Origin of the sequence: Methanobrevibacter sp. TMH8, assembly GCF_020148105.1 — an archaeon.
In the GTDB taxonomy this organism is placed as follows: domain Archaea; phylum Methanobacteriota; class Methanobacteria; order Methanobacteriales; family Methanobacteriaceae; genus Methanobinarius.
Genome location: NZ_JAHLZE010000020.1, coordinates 54,602 through 76,754, shown reverse-complemented (window position 1 = coordinate 76,754; position 22,153 = coordinate 54,602). Strand labels below are relative to the sequence as shown.

At 27.6% G+C, this 22,153-nt stretch carries 17 protein-coding genes; 2 read left to right on the top strand and 15 right to left on the bottom strand.

The features are described from left to right. Window positions 1–51 precede the first annotated feature (51 nt). Entirely contained in the window at window positions 52–1,089 is a 1,038-nt protein-coding gene (aksF, locus tag KQY27_RS04060) for a homoisocitrate dehydrogenase (RefSeq protein WP_224425301.1), read from the top strand. 185 nt (window positions 1,090–1,274) lie between these two features. Here the strand turns inward: aksF and KQY27_RS04055 are convergent, their stop codons facing one another. From KQY27_RS04055 to KQY27_RS04030, 6 genes are all read right to left on the bottom strand, one after another. Continuing rightward, window positions 1,275–3,332: a right-handed parallel beta-helix repeat-containing protein gene (locus KQY27_RS04055; protein ID WP_224425300.1), complete on the bottom strand. Its 2,058-nt coding sequence runs from the start codon at window positions 3,330–3,332 to the stop codon at window positions 1,275–1,277. Continuing rightward, a complete protein-coding gene (locus KQY27_RS04050; protein ID WP_224425299.1) occupies window positions 3,302–4,045 on the bottom strand; it encodes a hypothetical protein in 744 nt (247 codons plus the stop codon). The genes KQY27_RS04055 and KQY27_RS04050 overlap by 31 nt, the downstream gene beginning before the upstream one ends. A 572-nt stretch (window positions 4,046–4,617) precedes the next feature. Beyond that, window positions 4,618–5,499, bottom strand: a complete 882-nt coding sequence (gene argB / locus KQY27_RS04045; RefSeq protein ID WP_224425298.1) for an acetylglutamate kinase — start codon at window positions 5,497–5,499, stop codon at window positions 4,618–4,620. Window positions 5,500–5,798: 299 nt separating this feature from the next. After that, on the bottom strand, window positions 5,799–7,211 hold the full coding sequence (locus KQY27_RS04040) for a glutamate decarboxylase (protein WP_224425297.1): 1,413 nt from the start codon (window positions 7,209–7,211) through the stop codon (window positions 5,799–5,801). Between the two features lie 174 nt (window positions 7,212–7,385). Then, window positions 7,386–8,672 carry a bifunctional ornithine acetyltransferase/N-acetylglutamate synthase gene (gene argJ / locus KQY27_RS04035; RefSeq protein ID WP_224425296.1) on the bottom strand — a complete coding sequence of 429 codons (1,287 nt, stop codon included), beginning with the start codon at window positions 8,670–8,672 and terminating at the stop codon, window positions 7,386–7,388. A 695-nt stretch (window positions 8,673–9,367) separates the two neighbouring features. Further along, window positions 9,368–9,691 (bottom strand): hypothetical protein, encoded by a 324-nt coding sequence (locus tag KQY27_RS04030; RefSeq protein WP_224425295.1) that lies wholly within the window; start codon window positions 9,689–9,691, stop codon window positions 9,368–9,370. Between the two features lie 1,251 nt (window positions 9,692–10,942). Here KQY27_RS04030 and KQY27_RS04025 point away from each other — a divergent pair. Next, entirely contained in the window at window positions 10,943–11,140 is a 198-nt protein-coding gene (locus KQY27_RS04025; protein ID WP_224425294.1) for a hypothetical protein, read from the top strand. Between the two features lie 480 nt (window positions 11,141–11,620). On the opposite strand, the gene KQY27_RS04020 is transcribed toward KQY27_RS04025, so the two are convergent. The 9 genes from KQY27_RS04020 to KQY27_RS03980 all read right to left on the bottom strand — a co-directional run bounded on the left by KQY27_RS04020 (window position 11,621) and on the right by KQY27_RS03980 (window position 22,113). Beyond that, a complete protein-coding gene (locus tag KQY27_RS04020) occupies window positions 11,621–11,944 on the bottom strand; it encodes a NifB/NifX family molybdenum-iron cluster-binding protein (protein ID WP_224425293.1) in 324 nt (107 codons plus the stop codon). 201 nt (window positions 11,945–12,145) lie between these two features. Then, window positions 12,146–13,702 (bottom strand): nitrogenase iron-molybdenum cofactor biosynthesis protein NifN, encoded by a 1,557-nt coding sequence (gene nifN, locus KQY27_RS04015; protein WP_224425292.1) that lies wholly within the window; start codon window positions 13,700–13,702, stop codon window positions 12,146–12,148. A gap of 33 nt (window positions 13,703–13,735) precedes the next feature. Further along, window positions 13,736–15,115 (bottom strand): nitrogenase iron-molybdenum cofactor biosynthesis protein NifE, encoded by a 1,380-nt coding sequence (nifE, locus tag KQY27_RS04010; RefSeq protein WP_224425291.1) that lies wholly within the window; start codon window positions 15,113–15,115, stop codon window positions 13,736–13,738. Window positions 15,116–15,481: 366 nt separating this feature from the next. Then, window positions 15,482–16,903: a nitrogenase component 1 gene (locus KQY27_RS04005; RefSeq protein WP_224425290.1), complete on the bottom strand. Its 1,422-nt coding sequence runs from the start codon at window positions 16,901–16,903 to the stop codon at window positions 15,482–15,484. Then, window positions 16,900–18,417 (bottom strand): nitrogenase subunit alpha, encoded by a 1,518-nt coding sequence (locus tag KQY27_RS04000; RefSeq protein ID WP_224425289.1) that lies wholly within the window; start codon window positions 18,415–18,417, stop codon window positions 16,900–16,902. The genes KQY27_RS04005 and KQY27_RS04000 overlap by 4 nt, the downstream gene beginning before the upstream one ends. A 79-nt stretch (window positions 18,418–18,496) precedes the next feature. Further along, window positions 18,497–18,865, bottom strand: a complete 369-nt coding sequence (locus KQY27_RS03995) for a P-II family nitrogen regulator (protein WP_224425288.1) — start codon at window positions 18,863–18,865, stop codon at window positions 18,497–18,499. Window positions 18,866–19,003: 138 nt separating this feature from the next. Then, entirely contained in the window at window positions 19,004–19,321 is a 318-nt protein-coding gene (locus KQY27_RS03990; RefSeq protein WP_224425287.1) for a P-II family nitrogen regulator, read from the bottom strand. A 57-nt stretch (window positions 19,322–19,378) separates the two neighbouring features. Continuing rightward, a complete protein-coding gene (nifH, locus tag KQY27_RS03985; RefSeq protein ID WP_224425286.1) occupies window positions 19,379–20,206 on the bottom strand; it encodes a nitrogenase iron protein in 828 nt (275 codons plus the stop codon). Window positions 20,207–20,907: 701 nt separating this feature from the next. Further along, window positions 20,908–22,113 carry a hypothetical protein gene (locus tag KQY27_RS03980; RefSeq protein WP_224425285.1) on the bottom strand — a complete coding sequence of 402 codons (1,206 nt, stop codon included), beginning with the start codon at window positions 22,111–22,113 and terminating at the stop codon, window positions 20,908–20,910. Window positions 22,114–22,153 lie beyond the last annotated feature (40 nt).

Genomic DNA, 22,153 nt, shown 5'->3' with positions numbered 1-22,153 from the left:
AAATTAAATTTTAATAAAAATGGGAAATTTTAATAAAAATGGGATAAAATCATGAAAAAGATAGCTACAATTGGTGGAGATGGAGTAGGAAAAGAAGTTATGGAAGCAGGGTTGACCATACTCGAATCATTAGATTTAAATTTTGATTATATAGAAGCTCATGCAGGAGATGAATATTTTCAAAAGACAGGATTAACAATTCCTGAAGAAACTGTAAAAATTGCAAAAAACAGTTCAGCTACACTATTTGGAGCTATTACATCAACTCATGGAGAAAAAAGTCCAATAATTACTTTAAGAAAAGAACTTGATGTATTCGCTAATTTACGTCCAGTAAAGTCATTTGAAGGAGTTAATTCCCTATTCCAAAATCTTGACTTTCTAATTGTTAGAGAAAACACCGAAGGATTATATTCTCAAATAGAATCCCTAGAAGAAAAAAAAGAGAAAGAAAAATTTAAAACTATTAAATCAATAGCTACTAGAGTAATAACTAAAAGAGCTAGTGAAAAAATTTGTAATTATGCATTTAAAAAAGCTATTGAGGAAGATAGAAAAAGAGTTACATGTGTCCATAAAGCAAATGTATTAAAAAAAACCGATGGAATATTTAAAGAAGCTTTTTATAATATAGCTAAAGATTACTCCAAAATTAATCAAAATATAGTTGTCAATGATTATTACATAGATGCAACAGCAATGTATCTTATTACAAAACCTCAAGAATTTGGAATTATTGTTACAAGTAATTTATATGGAGATATTATTTCTGATGAAGCAGCAGGTCTAGTTGGAGGCCTTGGACTTTCACCTTCAGCTAATGTAGGAGATAATAATGGATTATTTGAACCAGTCCATGGCTCTGGTCCTGATATAGCTGGACAAAATATAGCTAATCCCATAGCTATGATTTTATCAATAGCTATGATGTTAGACTTTTTAAAAGAAAAGTATTACGGTGATCAAATTAGATTAGCTGTTGAAAATGTTTTGAAAACTAAAAAAGTAGCTACTCCCGATTTAGGAGGAAATTCTAAAACAATGGATATGGCTGATGCTATTAAAAATGAATTAAAACAATTAATTTGATTTATTTTTATAATTATCATTAAAAATAAGCTTTTATAGCAAGAATCTAACTGATTTTAATCCTTGAATTATACTATATATTATAATTATTATTTTAAAAATAAAAACATAAGTTGATTCATAAACCTATTTAATTAATAAATAAATATAATCAACTTACTTAAATTAAATTTTTATATTTTTTACTATTTTTTTCTTCTATAAGCTAATAGACTAAAGATAGCTAACACAAACAATACAAATATAGGCATTCCTGTTTTTTTCATAGCAGCATTAGATACTGGATTATCACTAGATTTATTACCATTAACTGATACTGTAAATTCTGTAGATTCTACAGCATCATTGAAGTTGCTACCTCCACTAACTTTTACAGTTATAATGTTTTTACCATTTTTGAGCTTATTTGCAGGTATAGTTATAGATGCAATACCATTTTTATCAGTAGTTTTACTACCTACACTTTTACCATTTAAAATAAAATCAACTGGGAAATCAGCTAAAGGATCACCATCTTCATTAGTGACATTAGCTACAATAGTAACAGATCCATCAGAATTCTCAATAACAGTAATAAATACATTAATATTACCTTTTTTTACGTTGAAATGAGTACTATTTTCAAATCCATTATAATCATTGTTTCCTGTCCAAAATACAGAAACATTAACATTTCCAGTGCGTGTTGGTTTATAAGCTAAATACCAACGACCATTACTATCAGTTGTCACATTATGTGTAACTCCATCAACAGTAACAGTAATTACAATATTAGCTAAAGGATTACCATCATTATCAGTAGCTATACCAATAATATCAACTGTCTTACTAGTACTAGCATTATCTGGAACAACAATAGTTGAACTAGTATTACCTTTAGAAGCATTAAACTCTAAAGAAACATACTGTTCATCTAACAAATCATCAATAGTTTGTATTCCTCCACTTGGAATAGTGAATTGATGAACAAATAGATCATCAGTAGTAGTATTATAGCTTTCACCATTAAAAAGTCCAGTGATGACAAAGTAAGGTAAGTTTTCAACACCAACATTAGTTAATGTAGTATTTAAAACTAGCAAAGCAAAATTAACTTTATCTCCATGATGAACATTAGCTAAACTAGTGAGGTTAGTGATATTTAAGATATAATGATTATTAATATTAAAATTAATAATTTTACTACTAATATCGTTTATTCCCCACCAATTATAATCAAAATTACTACCAGCATCAGTAGTTGTAAAATCTAAACCAACACTAGCAATTATACGATTATAATTAACAGTCAGATTAACAGAACTAGGACTATACTCTACAAATCCAATACCTTTGTTAACAGCAAAAATAGTATTACCTTTAACAAGAATATCACTCAAAACAGTACCACCTAAGACAAAATACAAACCAACATCATCACTTTTAAAAGTATTATTCAACAAAGACAAACCACTAAACTGATCATAAGAATAAAAATACATAGCATAACTAATGCCAGTAATATTGTTCCCAATAAAATTCAAAATGGTGTTGTTGCTGTATGCATACAACTCAACACCAGACCCTGAAGTTCCTGTGATGTTGTTGCTGGTAAGAGTTACGGTGTTGTTGCTGCCGTATACAGACAAATCAACACCAGCAACTGTTCCTGTGATGTTGTTGCTGGTGAGAGTTATAGTATTGTTACTGCTGTCCGCATACAGATAAACACCATCCCCTGAGGTTCCTGTGATATTATTGTTGGTGAAAGTTATAGTATTGTTACTGCTGTATGTAGACAGAGAAACACCACCCCCCGAGGTTCCTGTGATATTATTGTTGGTGAAAGTTATAGTATTGTTGCTGTTGGATGTATCCATATAAACACCATCCCCTGAGGTTCCTGTGATATTATTATTGGTGAGACTTATGGTATTGTTACTGCTGTGTGCAGACAAATCAACACCAGCCCCAGTTCCTGTGATGTTGTTGCTGGTGAGAGTTATAGTATTGTTACTGCTGTATGCAGACAAATAAACACCAGCCCCTGTTGCTATGATGTTGTTGCTGGTGAGAGTTATAGTATTATTGCTACTGCCCACATAAAGATAAACACCATCCCCTGAGGTTCCTGTGATATTGTTGCTGGTGAAAGTTATAGTATTGTTACTGCTGTATGCAGACAGAGAAACACCAAACCCAGAGGTTCCTGTGATGTTATTGTTGGTGAAAGTTATAGTATTGTTGCTGTTGGATGTATCCATATAAACACCATCCCTGAGTTTCCTGTGATGTTGTTGTTTTCAAAAAATAGTGAATTATCACAGTATGCGACATTAAAACCCATACCATAAGAATTAGTTGGATTATTAGCTGTGATATTATTATTTTTTACCAAAATACCAACAGTAGAACCACTATTAGCATTCACATAAACAGCACCATAAGTACTGCTACTAACAGAAGAAATTATAGTATTATTCTCTAGCGATATACCAGATAAGTCACCACTACCATCGATATTAATACTACTATCAATAGTAGTAATATTATTGCCTATGACTGATAAACCACCAGTATTTGAGTATATAGCTGTCTGATAGCCACTGATATTCAAATTAAGAATCTGTACATTCCTAGCTGTGATATTAAAAAGAGTACCTCCAGTATTACTTTTTATATTCACTTGGCCATTGGATTTTATATTAACTTTCCTTGAAACATTCAAATTATAAAGAGTATCAATATAATCGCCTTCCTCAAGAACAATATCATCATCTCCTGAACCAGTATTTATGAAATTCTGAATATCAGAAGAACTAGAACTACTATTAAAACTCGCAGCACTAACACTAGAAACAATTGCAAAAAAACAAACAAAAAATATTACAAATGCTACAAACTTCAAATGAGGATTAGAAAACACATGAATATCTTTAGCTTCAGAATTATCAGCTATCCCAATATTTTCTACCATAAATATATCTCCAAGACCTAAAAATATTAGGTCACATCATATATGTATGTACAATACTCTTTTTTTAATCAAAAAAAAAGATAGAAAATCTATACAATTTTTATTAAATCCAAAAAAGCATTGAATTTGCTCCCCACCCCCCAAAGCATACAGAAAAAATAACAGTGACAATTAGTAAAGTAGCAAAACTATTATACTAAAATTCATATTTATCTAACATACTGAGAACAAAAATAATTTATGAAAACTTATATAAATACTTTTGCCTATCGTTCATTCAATAAAAAAACAAAAAAAGAAATATAAAATAGAAAACAGAAAAATAACAAATAATAAAAAATGGATAATTAAATATTAAAAAACTAAAAAAGAAAAGTAAAGAATAAAAATAATTTTATAAAAATAAATCTATAAAAGGATTTTTTAAGAAAAAATAGTATTTTAAAAAATGATTAAAAAATTTAAAAATGAATTAAAATAAGTGAATTTAGAAAAAAGGATTAAAAAAGAGTAAATAATAGATTAAGAAAATGATAATAAATAAAAAAGGAAAGAAACAAACATCTAAGAAATTATTTAGTAATCATTGTTCCAATACCACTAGTAGTGAAAATCTCAAGAAGTAGAGAGTGTTTCACTCTACCATCAATTATATGTACTGATTTTACTCCTCCTTCAATAGCTTTAACACAAGTTTCTATTTTAGGAATCATTCCACCACTAATAGTTCCATTTTTGATAAGTTCCTCAACTTCATCAATTTTTATCTTTTTTATTAAACTACTAGGATCATTTGGATCTTTAAGAACACCTGGAACATCAGTCAGAATAATTAATTTTTCAGAATCTAATTTAGCAGCTACTTCACCAGCTACTGTATCAGCATTGAGATTTAAGGTATCCCCATTATCATCAACACCAATAGGAGAAATAACAGGAATATAATCATTTTCAGTGAACATTTGAACAATTTCAGTATTTAAAGAATCAATTTGACCAACTAAACCCAAATCAACAATATGTTCTTCTCCAGTTTCTTCATCCTTTATGGTATGTGGAGCTTTTTTTGAAGCTACAATTAATTGGCTATCTTTTCCAGAAACACCTGTAGCTTTTCCACCATGAAAACCAATTTTAGAAACAATATCTGTACTAATTTTACCAACTAAAACCATAGTTACTATATCCATTGTTTCTTCATCAGTAACACGAAGACCTTTTATGAATTTAGGTTCTTTACCCATTTTATTCATAGAACGAGTAATTTCAGGACCTCCACCATGAACTACAATAGGTTCCATACCTACATATTTAAGTAAAACCGTATCACGGGCTGTAGAATTCATAGCTTCTTCATCAATCATAGCATGTCCACCATACTTTATCATGATTTTTTTATGATGAAATTTCTTTATATAAGGCAATGCCTCAATCAAAATATTTACTGTTTCCATATACAATCACTTAACTATTAATTGCTTTTATACAATCAGATTCCCATATAATACTTAACTAACTATTCTTATACAATCAGATTTCCATATAATTACTTAACTATTAATTATTTTTATACAATCAGATTTCCATATAATTACTTAATACTAAATTGTTTCAATAACTCAATTAATAATAACTATTTCAACTAAATATTATTTTATTATTGATACTCTATTTAATATTGATATTTTATTTAATAAAAATATTATTAAAATATATTAATATTTATATTAATTTTTATATTAATTTTAAAATTTTAAAATATATTAATTGAAGGGTTTTTCTTATCTAAATCTTCTGTAGATACTTCTTCATGAGTTTTAAATATATTTTTTATATCATTAACTAATAAATCAGCCATATCTCTTGTAAAATTCTCTTTAATAACAATTCTCAAAACTGCAGTTTTTTGAGAATTATGCGGGAGAGTATAAGCTGGAACTAACCATCCTCGTCCCCTAAGCTTTCTTGATATTTCAAATACATCTAAATTCCCTAAAGCATCAATTTTTTCTACTTTATCAGTTAATTTAATAGCTAAAATTGGAAGTGATAATTCTTCATCCAATAGCTTAAAGTAACCTGTATTTTCAAGAGTTTCCGCAAGATAAGTAGTAGTTTCCATAAGATTATTCATAATATTTGAATATCCTTCCTTACCAAGACGTAAAAGATTGTAATATTGAGCTATTATCATACTACTTCCTTTTGAGAAATTAAGATTAAAAGTTGGAATTATACCTCCAAGATAATTAACTTCAAAAACTAAATCATCTGAAAGGAATTTTTTGTCTTTAAAAATCAACCAACCTACTCCAGGATAAACAAGACCATATTTATGGCCAGAAACATTAATAGATCTTACATGAGACAATCTAAAATCCCATTCAAAGTCAGGATCCAAAAATGGGATAACAAATGCACCACTTGCACCATCTACATGAATAGGGATATCCCATCCTTTTTCATCTTTAACATCTTCCAAAAGGTCATTAATTTCTTGAATTTGATCTATTTGTCCTGTGAAAGTAGTCCCAAGAACAACTCCTACAGCTATAGTATTTTCATCAATATGTTCCTTTACATTGTCTGCAGTTAAAGTATATTCATTTTCTTCCATTGGAACCATACGAAGTTCAACATCAAAGTATTTTGCAAACTTCTCCCATACAACATGAACATCAGCACCCATTACTATATTTGGTTTAGAACAATCTGCACATTTAGCTTTTCTATTTTCTCTCCAAGTCCATTTATGTGCAAGGATTCCTAGCATTATAGCTTCAGAAGAACCAATAGTACTTGTTCCTACAAATTCACAATTATGTGGAGCATTAAAAAGACGTGCTAGCATGTTTATTACCCTATTTTGTATGATTTGTGTTTGAGGATATTCATCATTATCTACAAAATTTTTTCCATTGGTTTGAGAAATCAACATATCTGCTTCATCTTCCATCCAAGTAGTTACAAAACTTGCAAGATTTAAATTCGGATTTCCATCTAGATTTAACTCATCACTAATTAGTTGATAAGCTGCTTTAGAAGGCATACCCTCTTCTGGAATTTCAAACTTAGGAATAGGTTCAGAAACATATCTACTTCCATATATAGAAGTATTCTTCCCCTTTTTTTTCAGTTCTTTTAGACTCACTTTATTAGAAAGCATATTTGTTTCTCCTAATTTTAGTTTATAAAAACATTCAATTAATTTATAAAAAATTATTCTAAATTTAATTAATCTAATTTTTAATAATAATAAGAATAACAAGAATATATCCTTAAATATATATCTTTAAGAATATATCTTTAATTAGATACCCTTATAAATAAAAATACATTTTCAAGTAGTATATTCTGCATTAATTTTAACATAATCATAAGTTAAATCACAACCATATGCTGTAGCATCATTTTTTCCTTTGTTTAAATCAATGAATATCTTAATTTCCTCATTTTGCATTAATTTTTCAGCATTTTTAAGATTATCAGTTCCTTCAAAAGCGAGAGGTTCTCCATCAAGAACTAAATAAACAAAATCTTTTTTAGCAGCTATAGCTATTGTAACATTATTTGGATCCATAGAAGCTCCTGAATATCCAAGTGCTGAAACAATTCTACCCCAATTAGGATCTCCCCCAAAAACAGCTGTTTTAACAAGAGAGGATTCAATAACAGATTTAGAAGCAATTTGAGCATCATATTTTGTTTTTGCCCCATTAACTTCTACTTCTATAAATTTTGTAGCTCCTTCTCCATCTTTTGCCATTTGTTTAGCTAAATCTTTACAAAGAACATTCAAACCTTCTTGAAAATTTTTATCAATATAGCTATCAGAATCAGATATAGATCCATTAGAAGAACTTTGAATTATCTTATTTTTAGATTTGCCATTAGCAAAAAGAAGAACAGTATCATTTGTACTTTCATCACCATCAACAACAACCATATTAAAGCTATCATCCACAGATTGTTTTAAAGCTTTTTTTAATGTTTTTTGATCAGCTTCTGCATCAGTAGCTATAAAACATAACATAGTCCCCATATTAGGAGCAATCATACCAGTACCTTTACAAATCCCACCAATATTTACTTTTTTTCCATTTTCTAAAGTAACTTCAACAGCAGATTCCTTATAAACAGTATCAGTTGTCATTATAGCTTTTGCACCATCAATTGAAGCATTATTTGAATTTTCAAGTTTTTCACTAGCTCTATTGATTAGATCTTCAATAATATCCATTGGCATTTTTCTACCAATAACTCCAGTAGAAGCTGTAGCTATTTCATTTTCATCAATATCTATGGATTTTGAAACATTTTTAACAATATTTTCACAGTCCCAAATTCCTTGATTACCAGTGAAACAATTAGCATTTCCACTATTAGCTACAATTGCTGATAATTTCCCATCCTCTATTATTTTCTTAGTGTAATCAACTGGTACTGCAGTAACTTTATTTGATGTAAAAACTCCAGCAACATCACTTTCTGGAGATGATATTAAACATATACCATATTTTCCATTACGAACACCTGCAACTTTTACATCTGAAACAGCACAGATTCCTCCACTAATTGCTTTGATTTTATTTTGAAAACCTCTCGATATATCATCTTTAATTATCATTACATCACTGACTTAAATAATTTTAATAAATAATTTTAAATTAATAAATTAATTAATAATTTTAATTTAATAAATTTAATAAATTTCTATAATTTTTAAATTCTAATTCTAAATTCTCAAAGTTAATATCTAAATTTAATATCTAATATCTTTAAATTCTATAATTTTTAAATTTTAAATTCTAAATTCTCGAATTTAATACTTATAATGATAATATTATGTATCTAATGATTTTTATACTTTTATAATTAAAAAATTGGAATTGTGAAAATTGAAAATAAAATTGAATAACTAAAAGTAAAAACTGAAAATAAAACTGAAACTAAAAATTGAAAATAAAATTGAATAACTAAAAGTAAAAACTGAAAATAAAATTGAATAAAACTAAAAGTAAAAGTTAAAATCTTAAAATAAATAAAAAGTTGAATTAACTAGTAAAAAATTAATAAAATTTAGGAAAGCTAATAACTAAAAAATGAGTTAATAAATTAATAAATAATTAACAATAACATGCTGGAGGGAAATTAGCTAGTTATTAGCTACTAAAATTAAAAATTAATAATAATAATAATAATAATAGGTTAAGATAACTAATTATTAGTTGCAGGGTTAGCTCTATTTAATCACTGTATAACTTAACCTATTAATGATATTAATCTATATTATAAATTTAACATAATAATGTTTTTATAAATTTAGTCTATAGCTATACTTTTATTTTGATCGGATTTTTTCTTTAAATCTTCTTGAGAATAATAAACACCTGATGAAGAGTCCTCAGAGCTATTATTATCTGAATATTCATTATATGAATTTACATCCATACCATAATTAGGATTATCCTGACTCATATTATGAGTAACATCAACTGTAGTATTAACAGGATGATGAGTCTCTGATGAATTCAAATCATCTCCAGACATACCTACTGTTATACCAATACCAGAACCTAATCCAAAAGCTATTAACGTGATTATCAAAGCTATTACTATTTTTCCATCATTGTTTCTAGAACTCATATTTTCCTCCATTATATAAGTTATAAACCATTGAATCACACCAATGGAATTGAATAAACATGAAAGATTTAAACCCTTAAATAAATCTTAATGCTTATTTATTTAATAAAACATTGAAATCCGCCTATTTTTAACAATCCACGAATCCATCCTCATTTATGAATATCATGAACCTAAATTTTGTTTATTTATTTTTTAAAACTTAATTATTGATATTAATCTGCCAATCATACCAATAAAGAGTTTTAAATGATTAAATCATATAATGAATCAATTATGAATAAATAAGTAAATAATTAATAGATAAAATCTTTTTTTAACAATTTACTTATTTTCATCAGTTCAAATTAGCTTTATCCACGAATTTGATTATGAATTAATAAATTTCTTTATAAATTCATCGATAATTCATTATACCAATAAATCAATTTATGAATTTGAGTAAAAAATCATGATTGTACATTTGTTTAATGAATCAAAGACAACATGATTGCAGAGTTGACATCACTATTTATAAAAACATTAAGCAACATGTTGCTTTATAAAAGAACATGTTACTTAACATCAACAATGCAATTAAACTATATATTATTACCTATATATATACTTTATCGTGTGTGTATGTGTGTACACATAAGCGTAATAATCCCTTTAAATTTTGAAGTAAAAATTTTATAAAATTTTAAAAAAATAATTAATAATTAATTAATAAATAATTTAATAATATTAATTATAATTACTAATAAAATAATATAAAGCTTTAATTTAGATTAAATAGATGATTAATTGAATTAAATGAATATAATAAAATTTTAATTGATTATTATTAAAATTAACTTATTTTTTTATTAAATGAAATTTATTTTTAATATTAAAATAATTTTAAGAAAATAATATTATAAATTATTGTAATTAAAAAAGATATTATTATTGAAATTCTTAATTAAGTTATTTATATATCTAATAGATTAGAATTAATTCTATTATAGAATTTAATTAAATTATTAAATAGTTTTTTAGATTTTAATCTATTTTAAGATAAAACTAATGATTAAAATAAAAATGTTTTATAAACTCTTTGTGTTAAAGATTATGTATATGTGTAATTACACACATACACACAAATTAGTTTATATAAGTAAATATACATTTCTATAAATTTTATATGTAAAAAAATAAAAGTATAAGTAAATAAATATTGGTTGAAATAAACCAAAAAGAATATATATAAATTAAAATAATGTAGATATAATGGTAAATAAAGATGAAGTTGACAGAATCTGGAAATTATCAGAAAAGTCAAGAATGAATATATCACTTCCAAAAGATTTAGCCAATTGGTTAGACGAAAATGCAGCTACCAACTGGAGATTAGATAAAGGTGCTAGATCTAAAGAAGTAACTAAGATTCTTCTCGAAGCTAAAAGAAGAAGTGAAGAACAATTATAGTTTACTATCTACTTTTAAAAGTATCTTCCTCTAAAAAAGTAAAGCTTAAAAATATCAACACAGAAACCTCATCATTAACATTATCAAATTTTTAACGGAAACTGTGAAATTTTGCCAGTATTTTCTCTATTTTTAATTAATCATTATTTAAATATTTTAAATCTAATTTAATTAGTTTATACTAATTATCCTATATCTTATTATATATTTTTCTATTTTATAATATATTTATAATATATTTTTAATATTTTTGATATATTTTTGATATAATTAATATTTTTTAAAATACATATTTCATCATTAGAATTTTATTAAATTAAATAATATAATAAAAAAATAATAAAAAAATTTTCTCGTGAAATAAAATCAAAAATGAAAATTAAAAGAAAAATGATAAGAAAAATAAAAAATAAGAAAATAAATAAACTAAGATAATTTTATATAATAAATATTCATTTAAGAAACAAATATTAAATATGATTATTCAATATTTAAATTCAAGTGATTATAGCATTCATCTAATGCATTATCTATTTTTGAATCAATAACAATCACCTTAATGCCTTTTTTTCTAAGTTCAATATGAGGTTCTTTCCCAATTTTTTTACATAGTAATGCTTTACAATCGTATAATAAATCAATTGACGCCCTCCATCTTTCAGAATGATCTTCTAATGGAAGTTCTACTTTTTTTCTTAATTCTAAAAATTCTTTTCCAATGATGTTAAAAATAAAAAATTGATTAGCATCTCCAAAATGAAGATCTATATTTTTTCCATCAGTAGATGCAACAGCTACCTTCATAATATCTCCTTCTTTTTTAAATAATAAATTTACAAACTGTATTAATATTATTACATAAAAATAAATAAAATATAATAAAATTTAATAAAATGTAATAATTGTAATAAGATATAATAAAATGTAATAGATATAATCGGATATGATTGAGTATAATAAGATATAATTAAATATAATTAGATATAATTGATATAATTTGCTTAATCAACTATTATAACTAATTTCATCCCGAGTTTCACAAGATTCTATATCACTATGATTGAAATAAACCTCATCCTCATTAATTAGCTTATATCCTTCACTATCATAATAATGATCTATCATCATATTAGTTAAATCATCAACAAACTTTATTCCACCATTATAACACATTATAGATATTCTTTGAGTTCCAACTCTGTCAAAAATTGGGAAACCTATCCTAAATAGTGGAATATTCAATTTATCAGCTATTGATGCCCCATAAGCATTTCCAATTAGAACATCGACTTTATGTTCATTTTTATGATCCTCTAAAAATTCTTCTAAATCGTAAAGGTCGCTATTGTTTAAAACTATTGGTTTATAGCTAATATCTTTTGAAAGAACTTTAACATCTTCCATGAATTTTTCACTTTCAACGCCAATGGAGAGTATTTCTGGAATCATACCCATTTCACTAACCATATAAGCTATTCCAATCACCATATCAGGATCACCGAAGATAGCTACTTTTTTACCATAATTATATGCATGAGAATCAACTAAAATATCACATAATCTTCCTCTATCCCGAATTATCTTCTCAGGAATAGCTATATCTGAAACATCAACAATTTTTCCTATAAATTCGTCAGTGTTTTTAATCCCAATAGGCAACTTGTCTCCAAATGATTTAACACCAAAATTATTTTCAAGATATTTTCCAGCTGAATCAACATGTTTTGATAAGGCAATTGTAGCTTTAGAATTAGGAGTATCTCTAATCTCCTCAATTGTAGTTCCAAATTCATGCAATTCTAATGTACTCTCATCTAATGGAGCATCAAGATTTAAAGAAGTATCAGTTAAAATAATACTCTCAACACCAAGATCATTCATTAAGTCTTTAACTTGATTAATGTCTCCAGGAGATAAATTTCCCATAATTAAATTTATTTTATCATTATCTACACCAACTCGAGCAAAATGTCTTACAAGCTCAAGAACAGCACTATCATATCCATCAATATGAGAACCTGCAAAACTTGGAGTTGAAACAGAAACCATCTCAGGTAGATTTAAACCAATATTTGCATCTTGAAATTTAGCTATTATCCCAGAAATATCATCTCCAATTGTTTCAGTTAAACAGCTACTCATTACACAAATAATATCTGGATTTTGCTTTTCTGAAATGTTTTTTAATCCTTTGAGTAAATTAGGTTCTCCACCATAGATAACTGTTTTTTCATTAAGAGAAGTTGAAGCTACTTCAATTGGCTCTCTAAAGTGCCTAATTAGCTGAAAACGCATGTAAGTAGCACAACCTTGAGAACCATGAATAAGCGGCATTGCATTTTTTAAACCCATAATAGCTTGTATAGCTCCCATTGGTTGACACATTTTAGTTGGATTTACAACAGCAAACTTTTTTTTCCTTATATATTCATTACTCTCATTATCTTCGATATTCTCAATAATTTTATTATTCTCATCATTTTCAATAATCTTATTATTCTTATCATTTTCAGTTTTTTTAGTATCTAGAAAATTTCCACAATAATTTATATCATTATTCATCAATTTAACTCCTGTTTAATAAATACTCGAATTTTATTCATTAAATCCTTTATTTACAACATTCCACACATTTGTAGAAACAGCCCCATCAACTTCCTTTGCAAATTCTAAAAATCCTTTAAATCCTGCAAAAGCAGATATTCTATCATGATTAAAATCACAAAATCCAATTCCCATTTTTAAAGCAATATATTTTTCTTTTGCTCCTGAAATGAGTAAATCTGGTTTAAATTTATCTAACAATCTCCTAAGTTCAGTAGAATTTGCATCATCAATAATTAAAGTTCCTTCATTTACAACATTTTTGATATTTTCATAATCTTCCTTTATTCCATTTTTTGTTCCAGACATTATAACTTTCATTCCAAGCTCTTCAAAAGCTCGAACTAATGACCATGCCTTATTTCCACCAACAAAAAGTCCAACAGTTTTACCAGTTAACCTTTCTCTATAAGGATATAATTTTTCATCAAGTGACTCTAATCCATTCTCAATTAAGATATTAGCTTTATTTTTCATCTCTTCATTGCCAAAAAACTCTACAATTTCAGTTATAGAACTTATTGTACTTTGAATCCCAAAAAAATTAACTTTAATAGATGGAATTCCATATTTTTTCTCCATTTTTTTAGCTAAATAGTTTGAAGATTTTTGACATTGAACAATATTCAGTTTTGCTCTGTGAGATTTAGCTATATCCTCAACTTTAGAATCTCCAGTAATTGTACTTATAATATTCAAACCAAGATATTCAAGTAAAGGTTCTATCCCCCATAAATCACCAGCTACATTAAATTCACCGATAATATTAATATCATGAGGTGTTATCGATTTTGGATCTGGTTCTGATGTCCCGATAACATTGTCAATTAAAGCATCACAACCAATCCAATGACCTTTGGTTTTATTATGATCCTGGAAACCTTCTGATTGAACCGGTATAACACGAATTCCTGTAATTTTTTGAGCTTCTTTACATACACTAACTATATCATCACCAATAACTCCTGAAACACAGGTTGCATATACAAAAATAGCTCCAGGTTTGTGTAATCTGTTAAGTTCAATTATTGAGTCATACAACTTTCTTTCACCTCCAAAAACTATGTCTTTTTCTTTTAGGTCACTAGAACATCCTTGTTTGTATAATTTAGATCCTGAGGATTTACTTCCCCTAATATCCCAAGTACATGATGCACAACCAATTGGACCGTGAACAAGATGTATTGAATCAGTGATTGGCATAAGCACTATCCTTGCTCCCCCAAACACACAAGTTCTCTGAGTCACTGTTCCAGGAATCCCTGGAGTATCGCATTCTGGAAGAGATAATCCTCCACCTTTAATACACATATGACTTTGACGTTCATCAAATGTATCTATTATTTGTTCATTACAATCATTTTTTTCCATAAAACAAATATCTCCTAAAAATATTTCCTAACAATTTAATGATTATTTCATGATTATTTCATGAAAAAACAATGTATTTTTATAAATAACCTCAACAAATTTTTATCAAATTCTAATAATAATAAATAATTAATAATAAATAACAGCATATAATATCAAATAACAACTTGAACTAACTTATAATAGTATATAATAATATCCAATAGCATATAACTAATTTATAACTAATTTAAGCTAATATACAGGTAATATATATCTAATGTATAGCTAATTCATACAACTTATAACTAATTTATACAACTAAATATAATCCATGATTAAAATATTAAAAAATGAAAAATATAAAATAGAAAACAATGAAATTAGCTATTGTTGCAATTTCCAATGAGTAGGTTCATAATATTTCTCTAAAACTGCATTAGTTATCATTTCAGTTACACGTTTAGCTCCTCTATATCCTACAATTGGATGTGAATGATAGCCAACTCTATCATAAACAGGATAACCAAAACGAATGAGTGGAATCTTTGTTTCGTATGATAAGAATCTTCCATCAGAGTTACCAATCATTAATTCTATATCATTCTCTTTATCTTTAACATAAAGTTCAACTGCTCTCATATCTTGATCATTTAAAACATCAATTTCAGCTCCTGTTTCCTTAGCTATTTTAGCCATATCTTCTGGAAAAGTCGCTTCATCAGCCCCAGTACAAACCATTTTAGGAACCATACCCAATTCACCGACCAATCTTGCAAGACCAGTTACTTGATCAGGATCACCAAAAATTGCAACATTTCTATCAAACAAATATCTTGCTGCAACATCTGCCATCATATCAACAAGTAAACCTCGCTCATCAAGAACAGTTTCAGGAATTTCACAATCTGTGAGAGATTGAATATTTCTAAGAAACAAATCAGTATTCTTAAGTCCAATCGGAGGAGAATCTATGATAGCTGGAACATTATGAGTATTTTGAAGAGTTTCAGCTCCTGATTTAGCATATTTACAGATAGCTATTGAACCAGAAGCTTTTGAGCTATCTCTAATTTCTTCAACAGTTACTCCACCTTTTGCGAAAAATGGAGAATTTTGTTTATCTGGCCTTATTGGAGCATCAAATGCGTCTGAAATATCTGTAAGCATTGTATAGCCAATACCAACTGAATTCATAATATGTTTTAGCTCTTTAACATCTCCAGGATTAAGTAACCCTGGAATAAGATTAATTTTTCCATTTTCTTCATCATTTGGTTTTGTAACATTTTGAATAAGTGAGTTAACAGCTACATTATATCCAGTATAATGAGTTCCCACAAAACTTGGAGTTGGGATTGGAATAACTTCTATCTCATCAATTCCATGATAGTTATCCTCTGTTCCTTTTTCTTTCTCTTCTTCAACCATTTCTTTAAGTTCTCTTTTAGTAGTATCTACAAAACCAAAAACATCATCACCAATAATCTCACTTGAACAAGTAGTAATTGCTCCAATAAGATTTGGTTTAAGTCTTAAAGCTATATTTTTAATCCCCATATTAATGTTTTTTCTTCCACCGAAGACAGCTGCAGCTTCGTGAAGTGATGAAACCGCAATTTCAATAGGTTCTCTGAAATGGCGAGCTAGATGATATCTTACAAAACTTGAACAACCTTGAGAACCATGAACCATTGGTATTCCTTTTTCAACACCTAAAACAGCATACATAGCTCCAAGAGGTTGACAAGTTTTAAGAGGGTTGACAATTAAACTTCTCTCCCTTGGAATAACATTTACAGAACTCATTTACCTACCTCCAATCCACTATCTCCAAATTCAGCTTCTTTTTCTAAATCAACTTCTTTAATATCTTCCTTAATATTTTCTTTAATATTTTCTTTATTTTTCTCAGATTCATTAAACCCTTCAAATTCTAACATATTCCATACAGGATTATAGATATTTGCATACAAATCTTTAGCTAAGTTTAAAAATCCTTCAAATCCGATATAAGGACCATTTTCATATGAATGTATCATTATAGAAGGCACCCCATATTTATAAGCTAAATATTTCTCTTTTATACCAGCTAATATAATATCTGGTTTATCTAACTCTATCATTTCTTCAAGTTCCAATGAATTAGGATCATCTAAGATAGTCACTCCTTCTTTAACTCTTTCTTTCATTTTTTTATAACCTTCTTCATGTTCAAACTGAGATGCAACAGCTGTAACCTCCATTCCTAGTTCTTTTTCAAGAGGAATAGATAAATGCCAACTTTTCGGACCTCCAGAAAATATCCACACTTTTTTACCTTTTAATTTCTCTTTATAAAATTCCAAATCAGGAGCTACTTTATCTAAATGTTTTTTTATGACCTTTTCAGCTTCTTCTTCTAAACCAAAGTGTTTACCAATAAGTCTGAGGTTATCAGCACAATATTCAGTAGAAAAGAAGTCCACCTTAATATATGGAGTTCCATACTTTTCTTCGATGAGATCAGCTATGTAAGTTGCAGATCTTTGACATCTAACTAAATTTAGCTTTGCTTTATGCATAAAACATATCTCATCATGAGAAGAATCTCCTGTGAACCTTGATAAAACATTTACTCCCATTTCATTTAAATATTCCTCAATAAGCCATAAATCACCATCAATATTATATTCTCCAATTAAATTAACATCAAAGTCTGTTTCTTTTGGAGGTTCTTTTGTTCCAACCATTAAATCAAACATTGTGTCATTTGTTATATGATGTCCTTTTGATTGAGAAGGTCCTGCAAATCCAGGAGTGTTAAATGCAATAACATCAATCCCTAGCTCATCGGTCAATTCTTTTGCAACAGCATCCATGTCATCACCAATCAAACCAGTTGTACAGGTAGCATGACAATAGATAGCTGTTGCAAATGGAAATTCTTTATATGCATCTATAACAGCTTGTTTTAGCTTTTTCATTCCTCCAAAAACAACATCAGACTCTTTTAAATCTGTACCACAGATATATTTTAAATTAAAGCTTTCTATTGGAAATTCACTTCCATCAGGTAGCTTTGGTTGTGATGGATATCTCTTAGCTCCTCCCCCATAAGTTGTACAACCAACTGGAGAGTGGACTACATGGACAACATCTTTTATAGCTCCAGTTATAACTCCTTTTGAGCCTGCATAAACACAACCTCTCTCAGTCATACAGCCAGGTATTGTACTTTTATTGCAGTCAATTTCATTATCTTCATCAGAACAATGTTTTACATAAACATGTTTTTCTCTCTCAGGTATCTCTTTATCAACTTTAAATAGTTTATGTGGCATTAAAAATCTCCTAATCTCATAATACTTCCTAATACTTTATAATGATTCATAATAATTTCCATGATTAATTATGGTCTATTTAAAGTATTGCCTCTACACCTTCATCCTTGTTTCTTACTCTAATAGAATTGTCTATTGGACAAACAAAAATCTTACCATCACCATAAGCTCCAGTTGAATTAACCTTCATTATTGCTTCTACAACCAAATCAACATCTTCAGCAGGAATGACCAATGAAATCATCCTTTTTGGGACATATCTCATCTGATCATCATAGTGTCTCAATTCATCATTGTTTTTGACAATTACAACCTCATCTATAAATGATTTTTGTTTACCTCTACCTACAGCACTAATAGCTGTTAAAGAAGGATAACCTAATGCATCTAAAACTTTTTTAGTTTTACCAATCATGGATGGTCTGATAATTGCTAATATCTCTTTCATATTATAACCCTTTCATATTATAACCTAAATCCTAATTAAATCATGATCAAATATTAATTAAATCCTAAATAAATCCTAACTAAATCCTAACTAAATCTTATAGAATCGAATTAATTTCATAAAAATCATATTTTGATTTTATATTCCCTTAGATCTTGTCCTCACAGTATAAACTTCTTCAACCGGACTTACAAATATTTTACCATCACCATAATTACCAGTGAAAGCTGATTCTGTTATTACATCTACAGCAGGATCAATAAACTCATCTTCTGTAACCAACATGATCATTCTCTTAGGCAACTCATCATAGTTAATATTGTTTTGATGAATTCCTTTTTGTTTACCTCTTCCTATAACATCTATTTTTGTAAACGCAACAAATCCGGCTTCATCTAATGCATCTACAACACGTTCTATCTTTTCAGGCCTCACTATGGCTCGAATCATTTTCATTATATAATACTCTCCTAATAAAATTAAACTTAAGAATTAATTATATTGTAACTCAAATCAATCCAAGATACCAAATTCAACTACTAATTCTTCTAATTCTTCCATAGATAATGGTTTAGGTATAACAAAGTTTTCATTTCCAATAATTTTTCCAGCAAGCTCAGAATATTCATTAGCTTGATTACAACCTTCATCAAAATCAACTACAGTTCTTTTATTAAACTCAGCTTTTTGAACTATATTATCTCTTGGAACAAAATGAATCATTTGAGTTCCTAATCTTTTACAAAATTCCTCCATCAAATCTAATTCACCATCAACATTACGACTATTACAAATAATTCCTCCAAGTCTTACTCCACTTTGATTTGCATATTTTACCATACCTTTACATAAATTATTTGCAGCATATAATGCCATCATCTCACCAGAAGCAACAACATAAATCTCTTCAGCTTTTCCATCACGAATTGGCATTGCAAAACCACCACATACAACATCTCCTAAAACATCAAAAAACACAAAATCAAGATTATCCTCATATACTTTTTGCATCTCCATTAGTGAAATAGCTGTTATAACACCTCTTCCAGCACATCCTACACCAGGTTCGGGACCTCCAGACTCAACACATTTTATTCCTTCAAATCCAGTTGACATTATATTATCAACAGTACAGGCCTCTTCACCTTCTTCTCTTAATGTATCCATCATAGTCTTTTGCATAGTTCCTCTAAGAATCATACGTGTACTATCTGCTTTTGGATCACATCCATGAATCATAACTTTCTGATCATGAAAATGTGCCATAGCTGCTGCGGTATTTTGAGTTGTAGTTGACTTTCCAATACCACCTTTTCCATAAATTGCTATCTTCCTAACCATTTTTTTCTTACCCTCTTTTATTAATCTTATTTAATTTTATTTAGCAAATATAGATACAAATATATTTAAATAGGTTTTATTTCAATTATGAAATTTAAATCCAATCATATTTATCCCAATTATATTTATTCCAATAACATAATCACAAAAATATAATTATTAAATATATTTGATAATATTTGATAGTAGGAAAACGGTTTCCGTATTCCTACTTAATTATATTAAAGTTCATTATATATAAGTTTTATGATAACAATTATCAGAAAAAATTGATTTTTTCTAAAAAAAATTATAAAATATAAAACGATTATTAAACAATATACATAAAAACAAGATTTATCTAATAAATATTAAACAATAATACTAAAAAAACTAAAAAAACTAAAATATTGTATAGAAAATATATAAAATCAAAAACAAAATAAATTAAAATTCAAAAAAAATAAAACAAAATAGTTTATTTTTATAATATTTTATATATTTTTATTAAATATTTAAAATCTATATGATACATATAAAATTATTTTTAATAGTTAAATTAATGAAATAAAAAAGAAAAAAGGAAAATAAAAATAGATATATAGAATAGAAAGCTAAAAATAATATAAATAATAAAAATAGTTAAAATAGTAAAAATTCTGCAAATATTAAAAATAATAAATGCTAAAAAAATTATAAAATAAATTAATGAATTAAATAAATTAAGAAGCTAAAGCATATATAGCTGCTAAAATTACCACTATAAAACTATATTCCCAGTATCCTAAAATAGTCATGAAGTAAACAGCTATGAATACTAAAATAAATATTCCAATTAATTTTGCTTTTTTGTTTAAGAATAAATTGAGAACAGTTCTAAAGAATTCTGAAGGAATATAATAAGCATAAAGACCATTAGCCATCTCAAAAATAACAAGAGATAATGGATTTGTAATTTTAATCTCATCAGCTAATTGAGCTCTTTCTCCTGCTTCTCTTCTGCTTTTTCCAATACCTGCCCTAATTTTAGCACCATTATTGAGAATATACCATGCAGTATCAAGACCTGCCCTAATAGCTAAATCTTTACTAGGGAAACGAGCAATAAGATCATCTCCACCTTCCCTATATCCTTCAATTTTACCATTACATTCAATTTCCATGAAATTTTTAACACCAGTCATTAATTCCACTAATTTATCTCGACCATAATCATCGATGAATTTAGTTGAATCGATTACATCAATGAATAAATAATTTTGAAGTTCTGGAGGAGTAGCTGTTGAACTTATAAAGTTAGAATCAAAAGTAAGAGCATATTCCCCACCAAGTTTGGTAAAACCTACTCCAGAATCATCTCCAACTTCTTTAGTAAGATTAATAGAACGTTCAATAGCCGCAGCACCTGTCATTCCAACAGCTGCACGAACATTTAAACCATAATCAAGACCAATACCAATCATTTTAATAGCTACTCTAATAGCATCATTTTTGGAAAGGAGTTTTGAAACAATTTCAGTTGAACTTTGTTCTATAATTTCCCCTTTTTCTTCAATAATAATTCTAGAGAACTGATTTATAATTTTACTAGAGTTAGAAAGTTCAACATATAGATAACGATCACTACCCATTATAATATTACTTACAAGAGCATATTCTTCTATCTTATTTTCAGCTGGTTTTAACTCATAAAAATTATGTTTTTCAGGGATATTTTCTGCACCAACATCTCTTAAAAGATTGTAAAAGATACTATCAGTAGTAATTTCAGCTTTTTCAATCTCCATGAGCATAGTTTGAGTATAGTTAAACATTTCAACATATTCAGTTTCTAAAGGAGTTGTTGGGTAATATTTAGTACCAATACTTATAATTTCATGTTTAGTTAAAAATTTAAATAAAGCTCTAGTTAATCCATTACCAGCCATTTTATTCCCTCCTTTTATAAATCTGAAATTTTTATGTTAA

Bases quoted from the DNA above. Each gene is read 5' to 3' on its own strand.
- aksF (WP_224425301.1), top strand. From the start codon at position 52: ATGAAAAAGATAGCTACAATTGGTGGAGATGGAGTAGGAAAAGAAGTT.
- KQY27_RS04055 (WP_224425300.1), bottom strand. From the start codon at position 3,332: ATGGATACATCCAACAGCAACAATACTATAACTTTCACCAACAATAAC.
- KQY27_RS04050 (WP_224425299.1), bottom strand. From the start codon at position 4,045: ATGGTAGAAAATATTGGGATAGCTGATAATTCTGAAGCTAAAGATATT.
- argB (WP_224425298.1), bottom strand. From the start codon at position 5,499: ATGGAAACAGTAAATATTTTGATTGAGGCATTGCCTTATATAAAGAAA.
- KQY27_RS04040 (WP_224425297.1), bottom strand. From the start codon at position 7,211: ATGCTTTCTAATAAAGTGAGTCTAAAAGAACTGAAAAAAAAGGGGAAG.
- argJ (WP_224425296.1), bottom strand. From the start codon at position 8,672: ATGATAATTAAAGATGATATATCGAGAGGTTTTCAAAATAAAATCAAA.
- KQY27_RS04030 (WP_224425295.1), bottom strand. From the start codon at position 9,691: ATGAGTTCTAGAAACAATGATGGAAAAATAGTAATAGCTTTGATAATC.
- KQY27_RS04025 (WP_224425294.1), top strand. From the start codon at position 10,943: ATGGTAAATAAAGATGAAGTTGACAGAATCTGGAAATTATCAGAAAAG.
- KQY27_RS04020 (WP_224425293.1), bottom strand. From the start codon at position 11,944: ATGAAGGTAGCTGTTGCATCTACTGATGGAAAAAATATAGATCTTCAT.
- nifN (WP_224425292.1), bottom strand. From the start codon at position 13,702: ATGAATAATGATATAAATTATTGTGGAAATTTTCTAGATACTAAAAAA.
- nifE (WP_224425291.1), bottom strand. From the start codon at position 15,115: ATGGAAAAAAATGATTGTAATGAACAAATAATAGATACATTTGATGAA.
- KQY27_RS04005 (WP_224425290.1), bottom strand. From the start codon at position 16,903: ATGAGTTCTGTAAATGTTATTCCAAGGGAGAGAAGTTTAATTGTCAAC.
- KQY27_RS04000 (WP_224425289.1), bottom strand. From the start codon at position 18,417: ATGCCACATAAACTATTTAAAGTTGATAAAGAGATACCTGAGAGAGAA.
- KQY27_RS03995 (WP_224425288.1), bottom strand. From the start codon at position 18,865: ATGAAAGAGATATTAGCAATTATCAGACCATCCATGATTGGTAAAACT.
- KQY27_RS03990 (WP_224425287.1), bottom strand. From the start codon at position 19,321: ATGAAAATGATTCGAGCCATAGTGAGGCCTGAAAAGATAGAACGTGTT.
- nifH (WP_224425286.1), bottom strand. From the start codon at position 20,206: ATGGTTAGGAAGATAGCAATTTATGGAAAAGGTGGTATTGGAAAGTCA.
- KQY27_RS03980 (WP_224425285.1), bottom strand. From the start codon at position 22,113: ATGGCTGGTAATGGATTAACTAGAGCTTTATTTAAATTTTTAACTAAA.